Origin of the sequence: Micromonospora sp. NPDC049047 (genome assembly GCF_040649135.1) — a bacterium.
Lineage (GTDB): Bacteria > Actinomycetota > Actinomycetes > Mycobacteriales > Micromonosporaceae > Micromonospora.
In genome coordinates, this window is record NZ_JBEZEY010000018.1 from 106,949 (window position 1) to 129,448 (window position 22,500).

Genomic DNA, 22,500 nt, shown 5'->3' on the forward strand with positions numbered 1-22,500 from the left:
TATCTCTGCACACTTCTTATGCACAAGTCTCGTGCATAAGAAGTGTGCAGACGCGCTCCTCTCAGTGCGCCAGGAGTTCGCGTACCCCGCGCAGCCGGGTCCGCAGCAGGCCGGCGGCGCGGGAGCTGTCGAGGCGTACGTCGAGGGGGCGGGTCAGGCCGGTCGAGGCGCCGGTGGTGGTCTTGAGGCCGGCCGTGCTCACACCAGACCGCTCGGCGACCAGCCGGCCCAGGTCGGCCCGGCTCACCGCATCGGGGCCGGCCACGTTGAGCGGACCCGCGTACGACGAGGCGACCAACTCCAGCACCGCGTCGGCCAGGTCGGTCACGTCGATCGGGCAACGCAGCTCGTCGGTGAACAGGACGGCCCGCCCGGCGAGCGCGTCCCGGCAGAGCTGGATCTGCTTGCTGCCCTCGCCCAGGATCAGCGAGGTACGCACCACTGCCGCCCCCGGGTCGATCGCCCGCACGGCGGTCTCCGCCGCCGCCTTCGCGGCCCCGTACGCGTGCACCGGGGTGGGTGGGTCGTCGTCGGCGTACGGCGTGGGACGACCGGCGTGCAGCGCGTCACTCGACACGTGCACCAGTCGGGCACCGACCTCGGCGGCGGCGACCGCCACGTGCGCCGCCCCGTCGGCGGTGACCGCCCAGTCCCCGTACCGGTAGGGGGTCCCGACGACCGCGTCCGGCCGCACCTCGGCGACCAGCGCGCGCACCGCGGCCCGATCCATCGATCAAGAGGTCTGCGTCATCCCGCGGGGCGATGATGACGCAGACCTCTTGATCAACCAAACGGGCGGGGGTCAGACCGGGTCGGCCACCGGAGCGGCCGGGCCGGCGGTGCCGGTGTGGGCGGTGGCCGGCGGCTTCGGCTTGGCGTCGATGCCGGCCTCGGTGCGCTGCTGGCCGGTGATCGGGGTCGGCGCGCCGGTCAGCGGGTCGAAGCCGCCCCGGGTCTTCGGGAACGCGATGACCTCGCGGATCGAGTCCGCGCCGGCGAGAAGCATGCAGACCCGGTCCCAGCCGAAGGCGATGCCGCCGTGCGGCGGGGCGCCGTACTTGAACGCCTCCAGCAGGAAGCCGAACTTGTCCTGCGCCTCCTCGGGAGTGATGCCGAGCAGGTCGAAGACCCGCTTCTGCACGTCACCCCGGTGGATACGGATCGAGCCGCCGCCGATCTCGTTGCCGTTGCAGACGATGTCGTACGCGTACGCCAGGGCCCGGTCCGGGGCCTCCTCGAACCGGTCCACCCACTCGGCGTTCGGCGAGGTGAACGGGTGGTGCACGGCAGTCCAGCCACCCTCGTCGGTCTTCTCGAACATCGGCGCGTCGACCACCCAGCAGAACGCCCAGGCGCTCTCGTCGATCAGGCCGGACCGCTTGGCGATCTCGACCCGGGCAGCGCCGAGCAGCTCCTGCGCCTCCCGGGTGTTCGTGCTGGCGGCGAAGAAGACCGCGTCACCCGGCTTGGCGCCGACCGCGTCGGCGAGCCCACCCAGGTGCTCGGCGGACAGGTTCTTCGCCACCGGCCCGCGCGCCTCGCCGGTCTCGGCGTCCAGCACCACGTACGCCAGGCCACGGGCACCACGCGCCTTGGCCCAGTCCTGCCAGCCGTCCAGCTCCTTGCGGCTCTGCGCCGCGCCGCCGGGCATCACCACCGCGCCGACGTAGCCGCCCGCGTCGATCGCGCCGGCGAAGACCCGGAACTGCGTGCCGCGCAGGTAGTCGGTCAGCTCGGTCAACTCGACGCCGTAGCGCAGGTCCGGCTTGTCCGAGCCGTACCGGGCCATCGCGTCGTGCCAGGTGATCCGCGGGATCGGCTGGCTGATCTCGTGCCCCGCGAGGTCCTTCCAGAGCGTCGAGACGATCGCCTCACCGAGGTCGATCACGTCGTCCTCGGTGACGAAGGACATCTCGATGTCGAGCTGGGTGAACTCGGGCTGCCGGTCGGCCCGGAAGTCCTCGTCGCGGTAGCAGCGGGCAATCTGGTAGTACCGCTCCATGCCGCCGACCATCAGCAGCTGCTTGAACAGCTGCGGCGACTGCGGCAGCGCGTACCAGCTGCCGGGCTGCAAGCGCACCGGGACCAGGAAGTCGCGGGCGCCCTCGGGCGTCGACCGGGTCAGCGTCGGCGTCTCGATCTCCAGGAAGTCCCGCTCGTGCAGCACCCCCCGGGCCAGGTGGCTGGCCCGCGAGCGCAGCCGCAGGGCGTTCGCCGGCCCGCTGCGGCGCAGGTCCAGGTAGCGGTACTTGAGCCGGATGTCGTCGCCGGCCTCGATCTGGTCGTCCACCGGCAGCGGCAGCGGTGCGGCCTCGGAGAGCACCTCCAGCTCGGTGACTGTCACCTCGACCTCACCGGTGGGCAGCTCCGGGTTCTCGTTGCCGCCCGGCCGGCGGGTCACCTCGCCGACGACCTTCACGCAGAACTCGTTGCGCAGCGCGTGCGCGTCCTCCTCGCGGAACACCACCTGGACGACGCCGGTGCCGTCGCGCAGGTCGACGAAGATGACCCCGCCGTGGTCGCGCCGGCGGGCCACCCACCCGGCGAGCGTCACCGTCGAGCCGGCGTCCGCGGCGCGCAGGCTTCCGGCATTGTGGGTACGGATCACGGCTGGCAACTCCTCATCGTGGAACAGTCCTCACCGGCATTCTGTCAGGGCTGGCCGCCCCACCTCGGGGGCACCCGGCAGGCCGGCACGATTCGCAGGTGAGCAGGCGGCAGGCCGCGCGCTTCCCCGGTGGGCAGCCTGGCGAACCCGGCTCGCCGGGCCGCCGCGCCGGTTAACGTGGCCGAATGCGCGCCGTACCAAACTGGGGCGTCGCCACCGCGGTGGCCGCGCCGGTGCTGCTGGTGGGCGGTTGGACGGTCGCGGGTGCCCGCCAGCCGGCCGGGTACGACCCGGTTCGCGACACCATCAGCGAACTGGCGGGGCACGACGCCACCGACTCCTGGATCATGATCACTTGTCTGCTGCTGCTCGGCTGCTGCTACCTGGCGATCGCCGCGGTGCTGCACGCGGCCGGGCTGCCCAGCCGATTCCTGCTCGCCGTCGGCGGCGTGGCGACCATCGCGCTTGTCGCCTTTCCCCGGCCGGCCGTCGGCGGCTCACTCAGCCACGGCATCGCGGCCACCATCGCCGTCCTGGCGCTGGCGCTCTGGCCCGCCGGGTCGGCGCTGCGGCTGCCGCGGGGCCCGGACGCCGCACATCCGCGAAGCCCGCAGCCGCCCTGGGCGTTTCGGCGGGGCGTCGCGCTGAGCGCCACGCTCGTGCTGCTCGCCCTCTTCGGGTGGTTCGCGTTCGAGGTGACCAGCGGATCCCGGACCGGCCTGGCCGAACGGGTGACGGCGGTGGGCGTGTCACTCTGGCCGCTGCTGGCGGTCCTCGCCGCCCGACGGGCACACCTCGCCGGGGCCACCGACGGCGCCACGGCGCTCGGGCCCGCCCTGCCGACGACAGGTGTCGTACCCCCGGATCCCCTGCTGCCCACCGACGGGCGGGATCGCCTCGCCTGAGGCGGCGCGGGCGTCGGCGCCGGGGCGGACGGCCCTGGCCCCGGACGCGCGGCGCGGGCCGCCGGAGGATTCCGGCGACCCGCGGGCGGTGAATCGATCAGAAGACGCTGACGCCGTAGCGGCTCAGGGCCTCGGTGACGGGCTGGAAGTAGGTCGTCCCGCCGCTGCTGCAGTTACCGCTGCCGCCGGAGGTGAGGCCGAGCGCGGTGCCGCCGGAGAAGAGCGAGCCGCCGCTGTCGCCACCCTCGGCGCAGACGTTGGTGCGGATCAGGCCGGAGACCGAACCCTCGGCGTAGTTCACCGTGGCGTTGGTCGCGGACACCGAGCCGCTGCGCAGGCCGGTGGTGCTGCCCGAGCGCTGCACCGACTGACCGACCGACGCGTTGCCGGAGCCGGTGATGTCCCGGTAGCTGCCGTTGTAGAGGTAGACGTTGCCGGCGGCGTTCGCGGAGTTGCTGTGCCGCACGATGCCGTAGTCGTTGCCCGGGAAGCTGGTGCCGGAACGGGTGCCCAGCAGGGTCGTCTGGCTGGAGTTCGAGTACCAGTTGGTGCCGAGGTTGGTGCAGTGCCCGGCGGTCAGGAAGTAGTAGGTGCTGCCGCTGCGCACGTTGAAGCCGAGCGAGCAGCGGTAGCCGCCGGTGTAGATGGCCTGGCCACCCGAGATGCGGGTGCTGAGCACGCCGGCCTCGGCCTCGACCCGCACCGCGCCGTTGGCGCGCGCGGCGGCAGCCTTGACCCGCTCCAGCTTGGCGCCGGTGACGGTGCTGTCGACGGAGACGACCACCTGGTTGGTGATCGGGTCGCTCCACCAGGCGGTGCCCGGGATCTTGGCGGAGCGCTCCAGTTCGGCGGTGGCCCGGTTGAGTTCGCCGGCACCGCGGGTGACGTAACGGACGACGGCGCCGGCCTTGTTCGCCGCGCTGGCGGCGGCCGCGTCGGTCACCGTGACGACGGACCTGCCGCTGGCGTCGAGGTACGAGCCGGCCGAGCGGTCGCCGAGTTGCGCGGACAGCGCGGCGGCGGCGTCGGGCGAGGCGGCGGGTGCGGCCTGGGCGGGTGCGCCGATGAGCGCGCCGACGACCAGACTTCCGGAAACGGCGACAGTGGCCGCAACACGGAATGTGGACCTCGTGGGTCGCATGTAACAACCTCCTGGGCGGGGGAGCGGGTCTCGCCGAGGCCGGCTGACCCGATGACAACCCGGCCGATCTGGGGAAACCGGCCAAGTGCACTGAAGTATTCACATACTTAAGATCATTGACAAGGCTTGATTCGGCCCGGATTCGGCGAACGTTGCCGGCCACATCTCCGCAACACCCGCGACACGCTTGCGCACAGCCACCGTCACATCGGATCCGGTCGCGGCGCGCACGACTGTCGATGTCCTGCCGCGCTGCCGGCGCGACGCCGTCGGTCAGGGGGTACGACGACGGGCGCCCGGCCCGGGACGGGGCAGCACGTCGCGCGCCGGCCGCACGTCATGCCCGTCGGCACAGCGCAACTCGACGAACACCCGGGCACCGCAGTCACGGTGGGTGACGGTCAGCGGCGGCCCCTCGGGGTCGGCGAGGTACCTGTCACCCCACCCGAGCACGGCCACCAGGACCGGCCAGAGATCCAGGCCCTTCTCGGTCAACCGGTACTCGTGGCGCAGCCGGCTGCCCGGCTCCCGGTACGGCTCGCGGCGCAGCACGCCCTGCTCCACAAGGGTGCCCAGTCGGTTGGTGAGCACCTGCCGGGGGATGCCGGTGCGCACCCGCATGTCGTCGAACCGGCGTACGCCGGTGAACACCTCGCGGAGCACCACCAGGGTCCACCGTTCACCGAGGATCTCCATCGCGCGGGTGATCGTGCAGTTCTCCACCGACCAGTCGAGTGCCGTGGGTCGCATCCGGCCAGGCTAAGTCTCGTTGACAGACTCAGCAACCTGCTGCCAGGCTGCGGTTCATGACGCAAACGCAGGAACCGGCGCGCAGCCGCACCTTCACCTGGGCGGACCCGGCGCTCAACGCCGCCCAGATCGGTAAACTGAGCGGCCTCGACATGATCCGGTCGATGATCGCCGGCGAGCTGGCCACGCCGCCGGTGATGCACCTCATCGACATGGCCCGGATGGCGGCCGAGGAAGGTCAGGTCGTCGTCGAGCTGACCCCGCAGGAGTTCCACTACAACCCGCTCGGCAGCGTTCACGGCGGCGTCCTCTCGACGCTGCTGGACACCGCCGCGGCCTGCGCCGTGCACACCACCCTGCCGGCCGGCGTCGGCTACACCTCGCTGGACCTCAACGTGAAGTTCCTCCGTCCGGTCACCGTCGACAGTGGCACGCTGCGCTGCGCGGGCACGGTGCTGCAACGGGGCCGCCGCACGGCCCTGGCCGAGGCTCGCATCACCGACGCCAACTCCCGCCTGATAGCCCACGCCACCAGCACCTGCCTCCTCCTCCCCCTCCCCTAACCCCGCCCCCGCCCCCGCCCCCCACCCCCCTCTGCGTCGATCATGAAGTTATTGCCACGACACGCCGACGCGAGTGGCAATAACTTCATGATCAACGGGCCGGGCCGGGGCGGGGCGGCCGGGGCGGGGCGGCCGGGGCGGGCCGGGGCGGGTCGGGGTGGGGTGGGGTGGGGCAGGTGGGTGGGGGTTAGCGGAGGGCTAGGCGGGCGGCTCGGGCGTCGCGCTTTTCCTCGAAGCGGGTCGCGGCGCGGTCCAGGTTGTCCAGTTGGGCGGCGAGTTGCTCGCGGGCGGCTTCGCCGTCGGCGTCGAGACCTGTCACGTTGAAGACGTCCCACTGGCGCAGCACCGGCTGGAGCACCTCGTCCCGGTGCTGGCGCAGGTCGTAGATGCCGGCCAGGGCGATCGCCACCGACTTGCGGGCGAACCCGTCGATGCCGGCGCCCGGCATCTGGAAGTCGGCCACCACGTCGGCGACCGCCCGCATGGCCTGGCTCGGGGCCAGCTCGAACGCGGCGGCGAGCAGGTTGCGGTAGAAGACCATGTGCAGGTTCTCGTCGGCGGCCACCCGGGCCAGCAGCGCCTCGCAGGCGGGATCGCCGGTGGCCTTGCCGGTGTTCCGGTGCGAGATGCGGGTGGCCAACTCCTGGAACGACACGTACGCCAGCGAGTGCAGCACCTCGTCGCCGTGGGCGTTCGTGTAGCCCTCGGACATGTGCGTCATCCGGGCCCGCTCCAACGCCACCGGGTCGACCGCCCGGGTGACCGTCAGGTAGTCGCGGATCGCGACGCCGTGCCGGCCCTCCTCCGCGGTCCACCGGTGCACCCAGGTGCCCCACGCGCCGTCCCGGCCGAACAGGGTGGCGATCTCGTGGTGGTACGAGGGCAGGTTGTCCTCGGTCAGCAGGTTCACGATCAGCGCGGTGCGGGCCACGTCGGGAATCGTGGAGTCGGTAGGTGACCACGCCTCGCCACCGAGCGGCCCGTCGAAGGTCCGCCCCTCGCTCCACGGCACGTACTCGTGGGGGAACCACTCCTTGGCCAGCGAAAGGTGGCGGTCGAGGTTGCGGGCAACCACCGGCTCCAACTCGACGAGGAGCGCGGTCTGGCTAAGCGTGGTGCTCATGGTCACGAGAAACTCCCTACGGTGGCGTAACTTACGCTACCGTAGGTCCCCGTGGCCATGAGCGCCAGTGGGGAGAGTCAGCTGACCACCGGCCGGAGGTCCGCCAGGGGTGGCACCCACTCCTGCGCACCCGCCGTGACCTGCGCACCGGAGCGGATGTCCTTCACCTCGTCCGGCCCCCCGTCGGCACCCGGGAACCAGACGTACGGGATGCCGCGCCGCTCCGCGTAACGGATCTGCTTGCCGAACTTCGCCGCGCTCGGCGAGACCTCGGTGGCGATGCCGCGGGCCCGCAGCGCCGCCGCGATCCGGTCACTTGCCGGGCGGTGCTCCTCGTCGGCCAACGCCACCAGGACGCAGGTGGGCACCGAGCGGGAGACCGACAGGTCACCGGCGCCGAACAGCAACCCGAGCAGCCGGGTCACGCCGATCGAGATACCCACCCCGGGGTACGAGGTGGCACCGGCGCTGGCCAGGTTGTCGTACCGGCCTCCGGAGCAGATCGAGCCGAACCGCTCATAGCCGCGCAGCTGGGTCTCGTAGACGGTGCCGGTGTAGTAATCCAGGCCACGGGCGATGCGCAGGTCCGCCACGCACAGGCCGGGCGAGTGCTCGGCCGCGGTCTGCACCACCCGGACCAGTTCCTCGACGCCCTCGTCCAGCAGCGGGTCGCTCACCCCGAGCGCGCGTACGGCGTCGGCGAACGAGGCGTCCGGCGCGGAGATCTCGGCGAGCGCCAGACACGCCTTGGCCTGCGCCTCGCTCGCCCCGGCCGTCTGGGCCAGCAACTCGGTCACCTTGGCCGGGCCGATCTTGTCGAGCTTGTCGACGGTACGCAGCGCCGCCTCCGGGTCGGTCACCCCGACGCCGCGGAAGAAGCCCTCCCAGATCTTGCGGTTGTTCACCTGGATGGTCACCGGCGGGATCGGCAGCGACCGCAACGCGTCGCCGATGACGAGCGGCATCTCCGCCTCGTGGTGCGGGGCCAGGGTGTCCCGGTCGACGATGTCGATGTCGGCCTGGACGAACTCACGGTAGCGGCCCTCCTGCGGCCGCTCCCCCCGCCACACCTTCTGGATCTGGTAGCGCCGGAACGGGAAGGTCAACCTGCCCGCGTTCTCGAGCACGTAGCGGGCGAACGGCACTGTCAGATCGAAGTGCAGGCCGAGTTGGTCGTCACCACCGCCGCCCTCGGCGTCGGCGTGCAGCCGCCGGATCACGTAGACCTCCTTCGAGGTCTCGCCCTTGCGCAGCAGCTGGTCCAGCGGCTCCACCGCGCGGGTCTCCAGCGGCGCGAAGCCGTACAGCTCGAACGTGGTCCGGATCTTGTCGAGCACGAACTGCTCGATCATCCGCTGACCGGGGGTCCACTCCGGGAAGCCGGAGATGGGCGTGGGCTTGCTCATCGGCGTACTCCTTGCGGTGCCGCGCCCACGGCGCGGTGGTGTCGTGGGTCCGCGCGCGGCGCGGACGAGGATCTAGAGGCCCCGGGTGGGAGCGGCCGGCGACGTGCCAGCCACCTTCATGAGGTACGGGTTGCTGGCGCGCTCGCGGCCGATGGTGGTGCTGGGGCCGTGGCCGGGCAGCACGACCGTGTCGTCGGCAAGCGGGAGCACCTTGTCGCGCAGGCTGGTGAGCATGGCCGGCATGCTCCCGCCCGGCAGGTCGGTGCGGCCGATCGACCCGGCGAAGAGGACGTCGCCGGACAGGCAGATCTCGTCCGCCTCCCAGCCCGAGCCCGCGCCGGGCAGCCGGAACAGCACCGACCCGCCGGTATGACCCGGGGCGTGGTCGACGGCGATCTCCAGGCCGGCGAGGCTGAGGGTGGCGCCGTCGGTCAGCTCGGCCACGTCCTCCGGCTCGGTGTAGGTCAACCGGCCGCCGAAGAGCGCCCTCAGGTCGGCGGAGAGGCCCTTGGCCGGGTCGGCGACCATCTCCCGGTCACCGGGATGCACGTACGCGGTGATGCCGCGCGCACCGCAGACCGGCGCGACCGAGAAGGTGTGATCGAGGTGGCCGTGGGTGAGCAGCACGGCGGCCGGATGCAGGCGGTGCTCGGCGAGCAGCGCGTCGAGCTGGTCGAGCACCCCGATCCCGGGGTCGACCACCACGCACTGCTCCCCCGGCGCGGTGGCAACCACGTAGCAGTTGGTGCCGTAGGCGTCCGCGGGAAAGCCGGCCACGAGCACTGGCGCTGTCCTTTCGTCGAGCGGCTGTCATCCTGTCCAGCAGCCTAACGGGCGTACCGAGCGAGTTTGCCGCGTCCGTCCCGGGCGCCCCGTACGGCACAGTGACAACCTCCGATAAGCGCTGCTCGGGACGGGGTGGACCTCGTACACCACTTTCCCAGTCACTAGCCGTACACTCTGGCGGGCGTGTGGCGCGGCACACGTGACGCCCGGACGGGCCGGGACGCCCGGTCGCCGGCGACGACCAGGTAGAGGAAAGGGGAGCACCTGTGGCTTCCAGCAGGGACCGGCAGCGCAAACTGGCGCGGGCCAAGCTCGACCGGCAGTTGGCTCGCCGGGCCGCCGCCACGCGGCGTCGTCGGCAGATCCAGGCCGGTGTCGGCGCCGCCCTGATCCTGGTGCTGGTCGTGGCCGGCTCCGCCTGGGCACTCGGGGCGTTCGACTCCGACTCGAAGCAGAACACGGCAAACGAGGACACCTGCCTCTGGACGCCGCAGGACGCGGCGGGCAACGCCAACCTCAAGGACGTCGGCACGCCGGAGAGCAAGGGCCTGCCCACCGAGGGCACCCGGGCGATGACGGTGACCACCAACCAGGGCGGTCCGATCACCGCGGAACTCAACCTGACCAACTCGCCGTGTGCGGCGGCGAGCATCGCGCACCTGGCGAGCCGGTCGTTCTACGACAACACCAAGTGCCACGAGATCACCGCCGACGGCGCGCTGCGCTGCGGCGACCCGAGCGGCACCGGCCTGGGCGGGCCCACCTACTCGTTCTACGACGAGGAGCTGCCCACCGTGCCGTCGGCGTCACCGTCGGCAAGTCCGGCACCCGGGCAGCCGCCGACGTACCCGAAGGGCACCGTGGCGATGATCGCCAACCCGCCGGGCAACAACGGCAGCCAGTTCCTGATCTTCTTCAAGGACTTCACCACCGCTGACCCGAAGTATCCGGTGATCGGCCGGGTGACCGGCGGGCTGGACGTGGTGGAAAAGATCGGTGCGCTCCCGACCGTGGACAATGGGAGCGGGGCGAAGGTCAAGCCCAGCACCGACGTGACGATCCAGAGTCTCACCGTCGGTGAGCCGGTCACCGCGGCGGCACCCGCGCCGTCGGCCTCCGGCGCGCCGTCCAGCAGTCCCAGCGCCGGCTGACCGGCCGCCACCACCCACAACCAAGCGGCACCCAGCAGCAGACAGCCAGGAGGATCCAGGCGTGACGTCCACCAGAGAGCGGCAGCGCGCGGCGGCACGCGCCCGGCTCGAGAAGGAGATGGCCGAGCGCGCGGCCAAGGCCCGCAAGCGCCGGCAGACGCAGGCGATCGTCAGCGCGGCCGCCGCGCTGGTGCTCGTGGTCGCCGGCACCGTCTGGTTGGCGGTGAGCCTCGGCGGCGACGACGACAAGAGCGACACCGCCGCGCCGGCGGCGGGCGCGGCCGAGTGCGCGTACAACGCGCTGCCCACCGAGCAGCGCCCCCCGCAGATCAAGGACGTGGGGGTGCCGAGCAACCAGCAGTCCGCCAAGGGCATCCAGACCATGACGATCGACACCAACCTGGGCCCGATCACCGCCAAGGTCGACCGCTCGAAGGTGCCGTGCACGGCGGGCAGCTTCACCTACCTCGCGGAGAAGAACTTCTTCGACAACACCAAGTGCCACCGCCTGGTGAGCGAGGGCATCAAGGTGTTGCAGTGCGGTGACCCCAGCGCCACCGGCAACGGCTGGCGGGACACCGACGGCCAGGGCGGCCCGAGCTACCGGATGGCCGAGGAGAACCTGCCCACCGACAAGCGCCCGCCGTACCCGGAGGGTGTCATCGCGATGGCCAAGTCCCAGGATCCGGGGAGCACCGGCAGCCAGTTCTTCATCGTCTACGGCGACTCGCCGCTGGACCCGGCGTACACCGTGCTGGGCACCATCACCGGTGGCATGGACCTCGTCAAGGACGTGGCCAAGGCCGGCGACGACGGGGCGTTCGCCCAGCAGGCCGGTGGTGGCCACCCGAAGAAGGAGGTCATCATCAAGGACCTCACGATGAGCCCGCCGCAGAGCTGACACCCGCGTCCAGACGACACAGCGCCCGCCGGCCGAGCCGGCGGGCGCTGTCGTGTCCCCGGGGTACGCCTCAGGCGCCGGAGGTGACCCGGTAGGCGTCGAAGACGCCGTCGACCTTGCGGACCGTGGCCAGCAGGTGGCCCAGGTGTTTCGGGTCGGCCATCTCGAAGCTGAACCGGCTCACCGCCACCCGGTCGCGGGTGGTGGTGACGGTGGCGGAGAGGATGTTCACCCGCTCGTCGGAGAGCACCCGGGTGACATCGGCAAGCAGCTTGTGCCGGTCCAGTGCCTCGACCTGGATGGCGACCAGGAAGGTCGAGGCGGAGGTGAGCTTCCAACTCACCTCGACCACCCGTTCGCTCTGGGCCCGCAGGTCCTCGGCGTTGGCGCAGTCGTCGCGGTGCACGCTGACCCCGCCGGAGCGGGTGACGAAGCCGAACACCGAGTCCGGTGGGACCGGGGTGCAGCAGCGCGCCAGCTTGATCCAGACGTCGCTGACGCCGCGGACCACGACCCCGGGGTCGTTGCTGCTCTGCCGGCTGCGCGGCGGCCGGGTGGCGACGGCGGTCTCGGCGATGTCCTCCGCCGCGCCCTCCTCGCCGCCGTACGCGGCCATCAGCTTCTGCACGACCGACTGGGCGGAGACCTGGCTGTCGCCGACCGCCGCGTAGAGCGACGCCACGTCGGCCAGGTGCAGGTCCCGCGCGATCGACATGAGCGCGTCGGAGGTGAGCATCCGCTGCAACGGCATGCCCTGCTTGCGCATCGCCTTGACGATCGCGTCCTTGCCGGCCTCGATCGCCTCCTCGCGCCGCTCCTTGTTGAAGTACTGGCGGATCTTCGTGCGCGCCCGCGGGCTCTTGACGAAGCCGAGCCAGTCCTGCGTCGGGCCGGCGGTCTCGGACTTCGAGGTGAAGATCTCGATCACGTCGCCGTTGGACAGCGTCGACTCCAACGGCACCAGCTTGCCGTTGACCCGCGCCCCGATGCACTTGTGCCCCACCTCGGTGTGCACCGCGTACGCGAAGTCCACAGGCGTGGAGCCGGTCGGCAGCGGGATGACGTCACCCTTGGGGGTGAAGACGTACACCTCCTGGCTGGACAGGTCGAAGCGCAACGCGTCCAGGAACTCGCTCGGGTCGGCCGCCTCCCGCTGCCAGTCCAGCAGCTGCCGCAGCCAGGTCATCTCGTCGATGTGCGCCGGCGGGCCGACGATCTGGGTGCCCTTGTGCTCCTTGTACTTCCAGTGCGCGGCGATGCCGAACTCCGCGGTGCGGTGCATCGCGTACGTGCGGATCTGCATCTCCACCGGCTTGCCGGTGGGCCCGATGACAGTCGTGTGCAACGACTGGTACATGTTGAACTTGGGCATCGCGATGTAGTCCTTGAACCGGCCCGGCACCGGCTGCCAGTTGGCGTGGATGACCCCCAACGCCGCGTAGCAGTCGCGCACCGTGTCGACAAGGATCCGCACACCCACCAGGTCGTAGATGTCGTTGAAGTCGCGACCCCGCACGATCATCTTCTGGTAGATCGAGTAGAGGTGCTTCGGCCGACCGGTGGTCTCCGCCTTGATCTTGGCGGCCTTCAGGTCGGTGCCGACCTTCTGCGTCACCTGCCGCAACAGCGACTCGCGCTGCGGCTGGTGCTCCCCGATCAGCCTGTTGATCTCCTCGTAGCGCTTCGGGAACAGCGTGCCGAAGGACAGGTCCTCCAGCTCCCACTTGATCGTGTTCATACCGAGCCGGTGCGCCAGCGGCGCCAGGATCTCCAACGTCTCCTTGGCCTTCTGCTCCTGCTTGGGGCGGGGCAGGAAGGTAAGGGTGCGCATGTTGTGCAGCCGGTCGGCCAGCTTGATCACCAGCACCCGCGGGTCCTTGGCCATCGCCACGACCATCTTGCGGATCGTCTCGGCCTTGGCCGCGTCACCCAGCTTGACCTTGTCGAGTTTCGTGACGCCGTCGACGAGCAGGGCGACCTCGCCACCGAAGTCGGCGCGCATCGCGTCGAGTGTGTATTCGGTGTCCTCAATGGTGTCGTGCAGCAGCGCGGCGACAAGCGTGGTGGTGTCCATCCCCAGGTTGCCCAGGATGGTCGCCACCGCGAGCGGGTGGGTGATGTACGGGTCACCGGACTTGCGGTACTGCCCGGAGTGCCACCGCGCGGCCGTGTCGAAGGCGCGCTGGAGCAGCCGGGCATCGGCCTTGGGGTGGTTGTCCCGGTGGCTCGCGATCAGCGGCTCCAGCACCTCGCTGACCTGCGAGGTCTGCCAGGGCGCGTTGAACCGGGCCAGCCGGGCCCGCACCCGCCGCCCGGTGGGCGCGTTGGACAGCCCGAAGCCACCGCTCGGCGACGGGTCGACGCCGGTGTCGCTCGGGAACGGCACCACCACCCCGTCGGCACCGGGGGACGCCTCGACGCTCGGCGGGCCCCCTGTCGGACCTGCCGCGCTCTCGCCCGCAGCCCGTCCAGAGCCGCTGCCGGCGCCCGTCACCCGGGCTGGCGCGTCGCCTGCCCGGTCGGTCACCGTGCCGTCAGCGTCGCCTGTCGGGTGCACCGTGCCCTCCGCCGGAGGGACGACATCGTGGGACACCGGCCTCCTCACCGCTCGCCGGGAAATCACCTGCCGAACAATCGGCCGGCCTGGTCTCGCGCCGCCGGGCGACGTGCCGCCGGCGTCAGCAATGGGCAATGCTACCCGCACACACGGTCCGCTGCCGCTCCGCCGGACGGTCGGCACGGGCGCCGCCCAACGAGTCTGCCAGCAACCGGTCAGTCCGGCACCGACCGGGTCAAACGGTCAGCAGGGCATGGACGGGACGCGGTGCCAGCCGCTGCCGGCCGCCCAGGAAACCGAGCTCCAGCAGCACGGTGAAGCCGGTGACGGTGCCGCCGGCCCGCTCGACCAGGTCGAGCGTCGCCTCGGCGGTGCCGCCGGTGGCCAACACGTCGTCGACCACGAGCACCCGGTGCCCGGCGGTGAAGGCGTCCTCGTGCACCTCAAGGGTGGCCTCGCCGTATTCGAGCGCGTAGGACACCGAGTGCGCCGGGCGGGGCAGCTTGCCGGCCTTCCGGACCGGCACGACGCCGACCCCGGCCGCGTACGCGACGGCCGCGGCGACGACGAACCCGCGGGCCTCGATGCCGACCACCACGTCGAAGGCGTCCCGACCGTGGTACGCGACGATGCCGTCGGTCACCTCACGGAACGCCTCCCCGTCGGCGAACAGTGGCATCAGGTCCTTGAACATGACGCCGGGCTTGGGGAAGTCGGGTACGTCCAACACCCGGCTGGCGACCAGTCGGGCGGCCTCCGGGCCGATGTCCCCGCGCGCCGCGGTGCTGTGGGTCTCCGTCACGGCTGTTGCGTTCCCTTCGACGACGACGGCGCCCGGCTGGGACGGTGTCGACGTCCTCGGTCGAGCCGAGGCGCTTGGACACCGTCCCGGGCTGTTCGCACAGCATGCCGGACGCCGTTCGGTTGTTTCGTGGCGGGTCAGCGCCGCTTGGCGCCACCCGGCCGGTTGCCGCCGCCACCGGGGCGACCGCCGCGGGCACCGGTCGGCCGCTTACCCGCCGGACGAGCGCCCACCTTGGGCGCGGCACCGGCCAGCGCGGCGGCATCCGGGTCGACCGACTCCTCGGTCGCCGACGTCGGGCTGACGGCACCCTTGCCGGCGACCTCGCCCCGGGCGAGCGCGCCCCGCCGGGCCAGGACGCGCTTGTTGTGCGCCTGGATCCGCGGGTCGTAGTTCTTCAGCAGGGCCAGCAGCGGCGTGGCCACCAGGATGGAGGTCAGGAACGCCACCGCCATACCGACGAACAGCACCAGACCGAGGTCCTTCAGCGTGCCGGCGCCGAGCAGGCCGGCACCGATGAAGAGCAGACCGCCGACCGGCAGCAGGGCGACCACCGAGGTGTTCAACGACCGCATCAGGCTCTGGTTGACGGCCAGGTTGGCCGCCTCGCCGTACGTCTGGTTGTTGTTGGCGGTGATGCCGCGGGTGTTCTCCTGGACCTTGTCGAAGACCACCACCACGTCGTAGAGCGCGAAGCCCAGGATCGTGAGGAAGCCGATGATCGTCGACGGGGTGACCTCGAAGCCGACGAGCGAGTAGATGCCGGCGGTCAGGATCAGGTTCGTGATCAGCGAGGAGACCGCGGCGACCGCCATCCGCCACTCGAAGCGCAGGATCAGGTAGACCATCACCAGCGCGATGAAGATGACCAGGCCGAGCACGGCCCGCTCGGTGACCTGGCTGCCCCAGGCCTCGCTCACCTGGTTGCCGCTGATCTGGTCGGCGTTGATGCCGAAGCGGTCGGCGATCCGGGCCTTCACCGCGTTCGCCTGCTCGGGGCTGAGCTGCCCGGTACGCAGCTCGTAGGAGTCGCCACCGGGGCCGCCGACCTTCTGGGCGGTGACCACGTCGGTGCCGGTGTTCTCCGCCACGAGCGCCGCGTCGACCCCGCGCTCGGCGTCGTCCAGAGTGCCGACGCTCGCCGGCACCTGGAACGAGTTGCCGCCGGCGAACTCGATGCCCAGGCTGAACCCGCGGATCGAGAAGCTGAGGATCGCGATCAGGACCAGGACCCCGGCGACGCTGAACCAGAGCTTGCGCCGGCCGACGATGTTGAGACCGGCCTCGCCGTTGTAGAGGCGGCTCGCCAGACCGTTTTCAGCCATCTCAGGCCTCCTTGGCGCGCGGGTTGCGGGGCTGCTGAGTCGGCTGGTTACGGGCCGGCAGTGCCCGGCCCAGACCGCTGACCCGCGGGGACAGGAACGCCCGGGTCCGGGCGAACATCGTCATGATCGGGTGTCGGAAGAGGAAGACCACGACCAGGTCCAGCACGGTGGCCAGACCGAGCGCGAAGGCGAAGCCCTTGACCGTGCCGACCGAGACCACGTAGAGCACCACAGCGGACAGCAGGGTGATCGCGTTGGCCGAGATGATCGTGCGGCGGGCCCGGACCCAGGCGCGGGGCACGGCGCTACGCGGGCTGCGCCCCTCCCGGATCTCGTCCTTCAATCGTTCGAAGTAGATGACGAACGAGTCGGCCGCCACACCGAGTGAGACGATCATGCCGGCGATGCCGGCGAGGGTGAGCGTGAAGCCGATCTGCCGGCCGAGCACCACGAGCGCCCCGAAGACGAGCAGCGCGGAGAGGATGAGGCTCAGGAAGATCACCGAGCCGAGCAGCCGGTAGTAGAAGAACGAGTAGATGATGACCAGCAGCATGCCGATGCCCGCCGCGAGCAGACCGGCACGCAGGTGGCTCGCGCCGAGCGTGGCGGTGACGTTCTGCGACTCCTGCGCCTTGAAGGTCACCGGCAGCGCGCCGTAGCGCAGCTGGCCGGCCAGCGCGCTGGCGTCCTTCTGGTTGAAGTTGCCGGTGATCTGGGAGTTGCCGGTCAGCACACCCTGGATCTCCGGCGAGGAGACGATCTCGTTGTCGAGCACGACGGCGACCCGACACTTGCCGTCCTGACCCAGCGCTGTCGCGTCGCAGGCCTGACCCTCGTTGTTGAACGCCTCACGGGTCAGCGCCGTCCACTTGCCCTGACCGTCGCCGGTGAAGTCCAGGCTGACCACCCAGGCGTTCGTCTGGTCCAGCACCGCGTCGGCGTCGTCCACGTCGGTGCCGAGCACCTTCGCCTGGTCGAGCAGGTACTTCGACGCACCGTCCTCACAGGCGACGACCTGCTGCTTCTCGGCGGAGATCGACGCCGGGGGGCGCTTGTCGAGCTGAGCGCAGCCGATGGTGGGCACGTTGAACTGCATCTGCGCCGGCAACACGGCCACCTCTTGCGGCGACAACGTGCCGAACGGCTTGAGCTTGTCCGCCAACGACGGGTCGGCGGTCAGGTCGGCCGGGGCCTGCAGCCCGTTGGCGGCCTGCCAGGCGGCGGCGCCGACCTTCTGCTCGACGGCCTTGCGCTGCTCCTCGACGCTTGCCGGCACCGGCTCGGCGCTGGCGGTCGGGGCCGGCGCGCTGGCGCTGGCGCTCGGCGCCGCGGACGCGGAGGGCGTCGGCGTGGCGCTGGGCGACGCGGGGGCCATACCGCCCTGACCGCCACTGGGCGACGAACTCACCTTCGGCGCGCCGCTGCCCGACGGGGTCGGGGTCGCGCCACCGGACGGGGTCGGCACGGCACTGCCCGACGGGGTCGGCGCCGCCGACGGCGGCGCGGCGATCGTCCCGCTGCCGTCCGCCGCCTTCAGCACCTTGCGGAAGCGCAGCTCCGCCGCGCTGCCCACCTCGTCGAGGTTCCGGTTCTCACCGGGCAGGGAGATGACGATGTTCCGGTTGCCCTCGGTGACCACCTCGGCCTCGGCCACGCCGAGCCCGTTGACCCGGTTCTCGATGATCTGCCGAGCCTCCTCGAGGTTCTCCGCCGTCGGCGGCTTGCCGTCGATGGAGTTGGTCGCCTCCAGCGTCATCCGGGTGCCGCCGATCAGGTCCAGGCCGAGCTTTGGCTCGAGCCGGTCCTTGAAGCTGCCGCTGGCGCCGGAGAAGAACACCAGAAGATAGAGGACCACGAAGATGAACCCGAGCACGGCGAGCTGCCGCCCGGGGCGCATCTGTCCCTGAGGTGGTGCCACGGCTGTCCTGTCTCCCTGTACGGTCGCGCCGCTCTGCGCAGCGACGGCGGTGTCGGGCCGGTGATCCCGCCCGACGGGTCTGCCTTGAGCCGACGGGATGCTGACACGAGGACCGGCACCCCGGCGCGGAACGCCGACGGTCACGGCTACGTGCCGACGCCCGGCGTCGACCCAACTATTTAGTTTTCACGTCTCGTCCACTGCCCCGTCGGCGCGACGACCCGGAAGCCGGGTCGACCGGCCGTACGCCGGCCTCGCCGCTCCCGGCGGGGAGGGGGTCAGTCCTTTGCGGTGTCCGCGTCCTCGGTGGCCGGCTCGCTCGGCAGCTCCGCGCGGGTGACCACCCGGGCGATGGCCGGGCGGGCGTAGCGCGTCTGCACGCCCGGTGCGACCTCGATCAGAACGGTGTCGTCCTCGATGCCGGTGACCGTGCCGTAGAGCCCACCGATGGTCACGACCTCGTCGCCGGGGCCGAGGTTGGACTGCATCGCCTCCGCCTCACGACGGCGCTTCTGCTGGGGCCGGATCATCATGAAATACATGACGCCAAAGAGCAGGGCGATCATCAGGATCGGCGTGAAACCGCCGGCCCCGCCACCCGCTGCTGCCAAATGCACGGTTACTGACCTTCCCATTGGCCACCTCCCCGGCACCGTGGGTGCCGGAGCGGAGGCGGATTCTCACGTCCTGTACAGACCGCGGCGAAGTCTAAACCCTGCACCTGGGAACGCCGAATGCGGCACAGATCACGTTCACATCACGGCTGATCGACATCCAACGAGAACAAGTCGGGCACAGGTGGACTATCTGCACCAAATGTACCATTCGGCGGAGTGCGTCCCAGATGACGCCAAGCCGCCTCCGTGGCCACCCGCCCCCGCGGTGTACGGGCCAACAGGCCAGCCCGGACCAGGAACGGCTCGCAGACCTCCTCGACCGTGTCCGGCTGCTCCCCCACCGCCACCGCGAGCGTGGACAGACCCACCGGACCACCCCGGAACGAGTCGACCAACGCGGTAAGCACCGCACGGTCCAGCCGGTCCAACCCGAGCGCGTCCACGTCGTACACGATCAACGCGGCCCGGGCGGTGTCGACATCGACCACCCCGTCGGCCCGCACCTCGGCGTAGTCACGGACCCGGCGCAGCAGCCGGTTGGCGATCCGGGGCGTGCCCCGGGACCGACCGGCGATCTCGGTCGCGCCCTCCGGCGTGATCGGCACCCCGAGGATCCGCGCCGAACGGTGCAGCAGCGTCTCCAGATCCGCAGGGGCGTAGAAGTCGAGGTGAGCGACGAACCCGAACCGGTCCCGCATCGGCCCGGTCAGCAGACCCGAACGGGTCGTCGCGCCCACCAGCGTGAACGGCTCGACATCGAGCGGGATCGCCGTCGCTCCCGGCCCCTTGCCCACCACCACGTCGACCCGGAAATCCTCCATCGCGCTGTAGAGCAACTCCTCAGCCGGACGCGCGATCCGGTGGATCTCGTCGATGAAGAGCACATCGCCCTCGGCGAGACTGGTCAGGATCGCCGCCAGATCCCCGGAACGCTCGATCGCCGGACCGCTGGTCACCCGGATGCCCGCACCCAACTCGGCGGCGACGATGTTGGCCAGACTCGTCTTGCCCAGCCCCGGAGGACCGGAGAGCAGGATGTGATCCGGCGGCGAACCCCGGCGCATCGCGCCCTGCAACAACAGGTCGAGCTGATCACGCACCCGGTCCTGGGCGATGAACTCGGCCAACCGCCTCGGCCGGACCGTGGCCTCCGCGTCCCGGTCCGCGTCGCTGACGTACGCCGAGACGAGTCCGTCGGTCTCGCTCATCGGGTGCGGCCCAGCAGGCGGATGGCCTGCTTCAGCAGGACCGGCACCGGCGGCGTCTCACCCTCGATCGACTCCGCCACCGCGGCCACCGCCTGATCGGCCTGGCCCGCCGTCCAACCCAGCCCGACCAGTGCCTGTCGAACCTGTTCCGGCCAACTGCCCCGGGTCACCCCGGTCACGCCGTCGGCGCCGATCGGCACCGGCCCGATCCGATCGCGCAGCTCCAGCACCAGGCGCTCGGCGCCCTTCTTGCCGATCCCGGGCACCCGGGTCAGCGCCGCCGTGTCGGCGTTGGCGATCGCCTTGCGCACCGCGTCCGGGCTGTGCACGGCAAGCACCGCCTGGGCCAGTCGCGGGCCTACCCCACTGGCGGTCTGGAGCAGCTCGAACAGCGACTTGGCATCGTCGTCGGCGAAGCCGTACAGGGTGAGCGAATCTTCCCGCACGATCAGGCTGGTGGCGAGCCGGGCGACCTGGCCGACCCGCAGCTCCGCGAGGGTCCCCGGAGCGCAGTGCACGGCGAGCCCGACACCGCCGACCTCGATCACGGCCTGGTCCGGACCCGTCGCGGTCACCGTGCCGCGCACGCTGGCGATCATCGTGCTCCTCCTCGTCGTGCCCGGTCGGCTGCCGCCGCCAGCTTGGAGCGGGTCCCGCCGCGCCACACGTGGCAAATGGCCAGGGCGAGCGCGTCGGCGGCGTCCGCCGGCTTCGGCGGCTCGGCCAGGCGCAACAGCCGGGTCACCATCGCTGTCATCTGCGCCTTGTCGGCCTGACCGGACCCGGTCACGGCCGCCTTCACCTCACTAGGGGTGTACGTCTGCACCGGCAGCCCGGCGCGCGCACCGGCCAGCACGGCGATGCCGCTGGCCTGCGCGGTGCCCATCACGGTACGAACGTTGTGCTGACTGAACACCCGCTCGACGGCGACGCTCTCCGGTTGGTGCTCGGCGACCAGCTTGCTCAGCGACCGGTCCAGGTGCAACAGCCGCAGCGCCAGGTCGTCGGCCGGATCGGTGTAGACCACGTAGTACGCGACCAACGTGCAGGGCCGGCCGGGCACACCCTCGACCACGCCGACCCCACACCGGGTCAACCCCGGGTCCACACCGAGCACGCGCACGCCGCCCCCTCCCCAGCTGTCAGCAGTACGTGTGTTCGACACCCTAACCGGCGCCCTGCACACCAGCCCCACGGGACACGCCCTCCGCGCCCCACCCCCACCCTCGCGCCCCATGCCCATGCCCCGCCCTCATGGCCTGACGCCCGCACAGCCGCGCCCATGCCCCCCTCGCCCGCACTCTCACGCCCGCCACGCCCCACGGCCCCACGCCCCACGGCCCCACGCCCTCACGCCCCACGCCCACGTCCCCTCACGCCCTCACGCCCCACGCCCTCACGCCCCACGCCCTCACGCCCCACGCCCTCACGCCCACGCCCCACAGCCCACGCCCTCACGCCCCCACGCCCTCACGCCCCCACGCCCACGCCCCACGGCCGTCACAACATCGGGGATGTTGCTGCATCTAGTGCGCGGGAGGCAGCAACATCACCGTTGTTGCGCGGATCTTGACGGCGGAGACCCACCGGCGGCCGGTCGGAGCGGGGTCGGAACGCCGACGGCCGGCAAGGTCACGCTCGATCCAGGATGTAGTGGCCACGGAAGGCCCGTGATGCCACTACATCCTGGATGTTGCGCGATCTTGCGGCGTAGTCCGGCACCTTTGCAGCCCGGCGCGACCCGGCAGCACCGGAATGGCACGGGCGATGCACACGCAGGCGACGCGCACACGGGCGATGCACACACGGGCGACGCGCACACGGGCGGCGCGGCGAAGGCGGCGCGAGCGAGAGCGCGGGCGAGGAAGGGCGGGCGGGCCACACAGCTTCGGCCGGGAGTATGTGTCGCCGACCCATGTGCCGGGGAGGACACAGCTCGTAACTTCTTGCGCCATGACGGCAGAACACGTGGCGGTCCCCCACGTCGTACAGGTCGACCTCTCCGGTCGGACCGCCCTGGTCACCGGGGGTGGCAGCGGCATCGGGCGGGCGTGCGCCCTTCGACTGGGCGCGGCCGGCGCGAAGGTGCTCGTGGTGGACCGCAACCTGGAGGCGGCCAAGGCGGTGGCCGCCGAGGTCGGCGGTCGGGCCGAGGGCGTGGACCTGTCCGACGCGGCGACGGTGGACCGCCTCGACGTGGACGTGGACATCGTGGTGAACAACGCCGGGCTTCAGCACGTCGCGCCGCTTCAGGACTTCCCCGTGGAGCGCTTCGAGTACATCCAGCGGGTGATGGTGGAGGCGCCGTTCCTGCTGATCCGCCGGGCGCTGCCGCACATGTACGCCCGGGGTTGGGGTCGGATCGTCAACATCTCGTCGGTGCACGGGTTGCGCGCCTCGCCGTACAAGGCGGCCTACGTCTCGGCGAAGCACGCCCTGGAGGGGTTGTCGAAGGTGGTGGCGCTGGAGGGCGCCGCGCACGGGGTGACCGCCAACTGCATCAACCCGGCGTACGTGCGGACCGCGCTTGTGGAGAGCCAGATCGCCGACCAGGCGACCAGCCACGGCATCGACGAGGCCGAGGTGATTGAGAAGATCATGCTGGCGCGGGCGGCGATCAAGCGCCTGATCGAACCGGAGGAGGTCGCCGAGCTGTTGGCGTACCTCTGCTCGCCGCCGGCGGCGTTCATCACCGGCGCGTCGATCGCCCTCGACGGGGGCTGGACGGCCAACTAGTGG

Annotated in this window: 20 protein-coding genes; 5 read left to right on the forward strand and 15 right to left on the reverse strand. The window is 71.2% G+C overall.

Annotation, left to right across the window (positions count from 1 at the left end; genetic code table 11):
- Positions 1-61 precede the first annotated feature (61 nt).
- A complete protein-coding gene (locus tag AB0B86_RS24870; protein ID WP_357419887.1) occupies positions 62-730 on the reverse strand; it encodes a sugar nucleotide-binding protein in 669 nt (222 codons plus the stop codon).
- A gap of 72 nt (positions 731-802) precedes the next feature.
- The gene (gene aspS / locus AB0B86_RS24875) at positions 803-2,608 is read right to left on the reverse strand and encodes an aspartate--tRNA ligase (RefSeq protein WP_357413244.1); all 1,806 of its coding nucleotides are present in this window, start codon (positions 2,606-2,608) and stop codon (positions 803-805) included.
- A gap of 185 nt (positions 2,609-2,793) precedes the next feature.
- Between aspS and AB0B86_RS24880 the strand changes: the two genes are divergently transcribed.
- Positions 2,794-3,513: a DUF998 domain-containing protein gene (locus AB0B86_RS24880; protein WP_357413231.1), complete on the forward strand. Its 720-nt coding sequence runs from the start codon at positions 2,794-2,796 to the stop codon at positions 3,511-3,513.
- A 97-nt stretch (positions 3,514-3,610) separates the two neighbouring features.
- On the opposite strand, the gene AB0B86_RS24885 is transcribed toward AB0B86_RS24880, so the two are convergent.
- Positions 3,611-4,654 (reverse strand): S1 family peptidase, encoded by a 1,044-nt coding sequence (locus tag AB0B86_RS24885; RefSeq protein ID WP_357413229.1) that lies wholly within the window; start codon positions 4,652-4,654, stop codon positions 3,611-3,613.
- 273 nt (positions 4,655-4,927) lie between these two features.
- Positions 4,928-5,404, reverse strand: coding sequence for a helix-turn-helix domain-containing protein (locus tag AB0B86_RS24890; RefSeq protein WP_357413227.1), 477 nt, complete (start codon positions 5,402-5,404; stop codon positions 4,928-4,930).
- A gap of 56 nt (positions 5,405-5,460) precedes the next feature.
- On the opposite strand from AB0B86_RS24890, the gene AB0B86_RS24895 reads away from it, so the two are divergent.
- Positions 5,461-5,967: a PaaI family thioesterase gene (locus AB0B86_RS24895; protein WP_357413225.1), complete on the forward strand. Its 507-nt coding sequence runs from the start codon at positions 5,461-5,463 to the stop codon at positions 5,965-5,967.
- Positions 5,968-6,154: 187 nt separating this feature from the next.
- Here AB0B86_RS24895 and AB0B86_RS24900 read toward each other — a convergent pair whose 3' ends face one another.
- From AB0B86_RS24900 to AB0B86_RS24910, 3 genes are all read right to left on the reverse strand, one after another.
- Positions 6,155-7,090, reverse strand: a complete 936-nt coding sequence (locus tag AB0B86_RS24900) for an acyl-ACP desaturase (protein WP_357413242.1) — start codon at positions 7,088-7,090, stop codon at positions 6,155-6,157.
- A gap of 77 nt (positions 7,091-7,167) precedes the next feature.
- Positions 7,168-8,496: a histidine--tRNA ligase gene (hisS, locus tag AB0B86_RS24905; RefSeq protein WP_357413223.1), complete on the reverse strand. Its 1,329-nt coding sequence runs from the start codon at positions 8,494-8,496 to the stop codon at positions 7,168-7,170.
- A gap of 72 nt (positions 8,497-8,568) precedes the next feature.
- Positions 8,569-9,279 carry an MBL fold metallo-hydrolase gene (locus tag AB0B86_RS24910; RefSeq protein ID WP_357413220.1) on the reverse strand — a complete coding sequence of 237 codons (711 nt, stop codon included), beginning with the start codon at positions 9,277-9,279 and terminating at the stop codon, positions 8,569-8,571.
- Positions 9,280-9,548: 269 nt separating this feature from the next.
- On the opposite strand from AB0B86_RS24910, the gene AB0B86_RS24915 reads away from it, so the two are divergent.
- On the forward strand, positions 9,549-10,433 hold the full coding sequence (locus AB0B86_RS24915) for a peptidylprolyl isomerase (protein ID WP_357413218.1): 885 nt from the start codon (positions 9,549-9,551) through the stop codon (positions 10,431-10,433).
- Between the two features lie 61 nt (positions 10,434-10,494).
- The gene (locus tag AB0B86_RS24920) at positions 10,495-11,334 is read left to right on the forward strand and encodes a peptidylprolyl isomerase (RefSeq protein ID WP_357413216.1); all 840 of its coding nucleotides are present in this window, start codon (positions 10,495-10,497) and stop codon (positions 11,332-11,334) included.
- Positions 11,335-11,404: 70 nt separating this feature from the next.
- Here the strand turns inward: AB0B86_RS24920 and AB0B86_RS24925 are convergent, their stop codons facing one another.
- The 8 genes from AB0B86_RS24925 to ruvC form a co-directional block, all read right to left on the reverse strand.
- Positions 11,405-13,927, reverse strand: coding sequence for a bifunctional (p)ppGpp synthetase/guanosine-3',5'-bis(diphosphate) 3'-pyrophosphohydrolase (locus tag AB0B86_RS24925; RefSeq protein ID WP_357413214.1), 2,523 nt, complete (start codon positions 13,925-13,927; stop codon positions 11,405-11,407).
- Positions 13,928-14,126: 199 nt separating this feature from the next.
- The gene (locus tag AB0B86_RS24930) at positions 14,127-14,693 is read right to left on the reverse strand and encodes an adenine phosphoribosyltransferase (RefSeq protein ID WP_357413211.1); all 567 of its coding nucleotides are present in this window, start codon (positions 14,691-14,693) and stop codon (positions 14,127-14,129) included.
- Positions 14,694-14,830: 137 nt separating this feature from the next.
- Complete coding sequence (gene secF / locus AB0B86_RS24935; RefSeq protein WP_357413210.1) at positions 14,831-16,018, reverse strand: protein translocase subunit SecF; 1,188 nt, start codon at positions 16,016-16,018, stop codon at positions 14,831-14,833.
- A gap of 1 nt (position 16,019) precedes the next feature.
- Positions 16,020-17,936 (reverse strand): protein translocase subunit SecD, encoded by a 1,917-nt coding sequence (secD, locus tag AB0B86_RS24940; RefSeq protein ID WP_357413208.1) that lies wholly within the window; start codon positions 17,934-17,936, stop codon positions 16,020-16,022.
- Positions 17,937-18,214: 278 nt separating this feature from the next.
- A complete protein-coding gene (yajC, locus tag AB0B86_RS24945) occupies positions 18,215-18,553 on the reverse strand; it encodes a preprotein translocase subunit YajC (RefSeq protein ID WP_357419888.1) in 339 nt (112 codons plus the stop codon).
- A 140-nt stretch (positions 18,554-18,693) separates the two neighbouring features.
- Positions 18,694-19,761, reverse strand: coding sequence for a Holliday junction branch migration DNA helicase RuvB (gene ruvB, locus AB0B86_RS24950; protein WP_357413204.1), 1,068 nt, complete (start codon positions 19,759-19,761; stop codon positions 18,694-18,696).
- The gene (ruvA, locus tag AB0B86_RS24955; RefSeq protein WP_357413202.1) at positions 19,758-20,360 is read right to left on the reverse strand and encodes a Holliday junction branch migration protein RuvA; all 603 of its coding nucleotides are present in this window, start codon (positions 20,358-20,360) and stop codon (positions 19,758-19,760) included. Before ruvA ends, ruvB begins: the two co-directional genes overlap by 4 nt.
- Complete coding sequence (gene ruvC / locus AB0B86_RS24960) at positions 20,357-20,884, reverse strand: crossover junction endodeoxyribonuclease RuvC (RefSeq protein WP_357413200.1); 528 nt, start codon at positions 20,882-20,884, stop codon at positions 20,357-20,359. The genes ruvA and ruvC overlap by 4 nt, the downstream gene beginning before the upstream one ends.
- 830 nt (positions 20,885-21,714) lie before the next feature.
- Here ruvC and AB0B86_RS24965 point away from each other — a divergent pair.
- The gene (locus AB0B86_RS24965) at positions 21,715-22,497 is read left to right on the forward strand and encodes a 3-hydroxybutyrate dehydrogenase (protein ID WP_357419889.1); all 783 of its coding nucleotides are present in this window, start codon (positions 21,715-21,717) and stop codon (positions 22,495-22,497) included.
- The last annotated feature ends 3 nt before the right edge of the window (positions 22,498-22,500 follow it).

Coding starts and splice junctions, on each gene's coding strand:
- hisS (WP_357413223.1), bottom strand. CDS start 8,496: ATGAGCAAGCCCACGCCCATCTCCGGCTTCCCGGAGTGGACCCCCGGT.
- ruvB (WP_357413204.1), bottom strand. CDS start 19,761: ATGAGCGAGACCGACGGACTCGTCTCGGCGTACGTCAGCGACGCGGAC.
- AB0B86_RS24965 (WP_357419889.1), top strand. CDS start 21,715: ATGACGGCAGAACACGTGGCGGTCCCCCACGTCGTACAGGTCGACCTC.
- AB0B86_RS24895 (WP_357413225.1), top strand. CDS start 5,461: ATGACGCAAACGCAGGAACCGGCGCGCAGCCGCACCTTCACCTGGGCG.
- AB0B86_RS24880 (WP_357413231.1), top strand. CDS start 2,794: ATGCGCGCCGTACCAAACTGGGGCGTCGCCACCGCGGTGGCCGCGCCG.
- AB0B86_RS24885 (WP_357413229.1), bottom strand. CDS start 4,654: ATGCGACCCACGAGGTCCACATTCCGTGTTGCGGCCACTGTCGCCGTT.
- AB0B86_RS24890 (WP_357413227.1), bottom strand. CDS start 5,404: ATGCGACCCACGGCACTCGACTGGTCGGTGGAGAACTGCACGATCACC.
- ruvA (WP_357413202.1), bottom strand. CDS start 20,360: ATGATCGCCAGCGTGCGCGGCACGGTGACCGCGACGGGTCCGGACCAG.
- secF (WP_357413210.1), bottom strand. CDS start 16,018: ATGGCTGAAAACGGTCTGGCGAGCCGCCTCTACAACGGCGAGGCCGGT.
- AB0B86_RS24870 (WP_357419887.1), bottom strand. CDS start 730: ATGGATCGGGCCGCGGTGCGCGCGCTGGTCGCCGAGGTGCGGCCGGAC.
- AB0B86_RS24900 (WP_357413242.1), bottom strand. CDS start 7,090: ATGAGCACCACGCTTAGCCAGACCGCGCTCCTCGTCGAGTTGGAGCCG.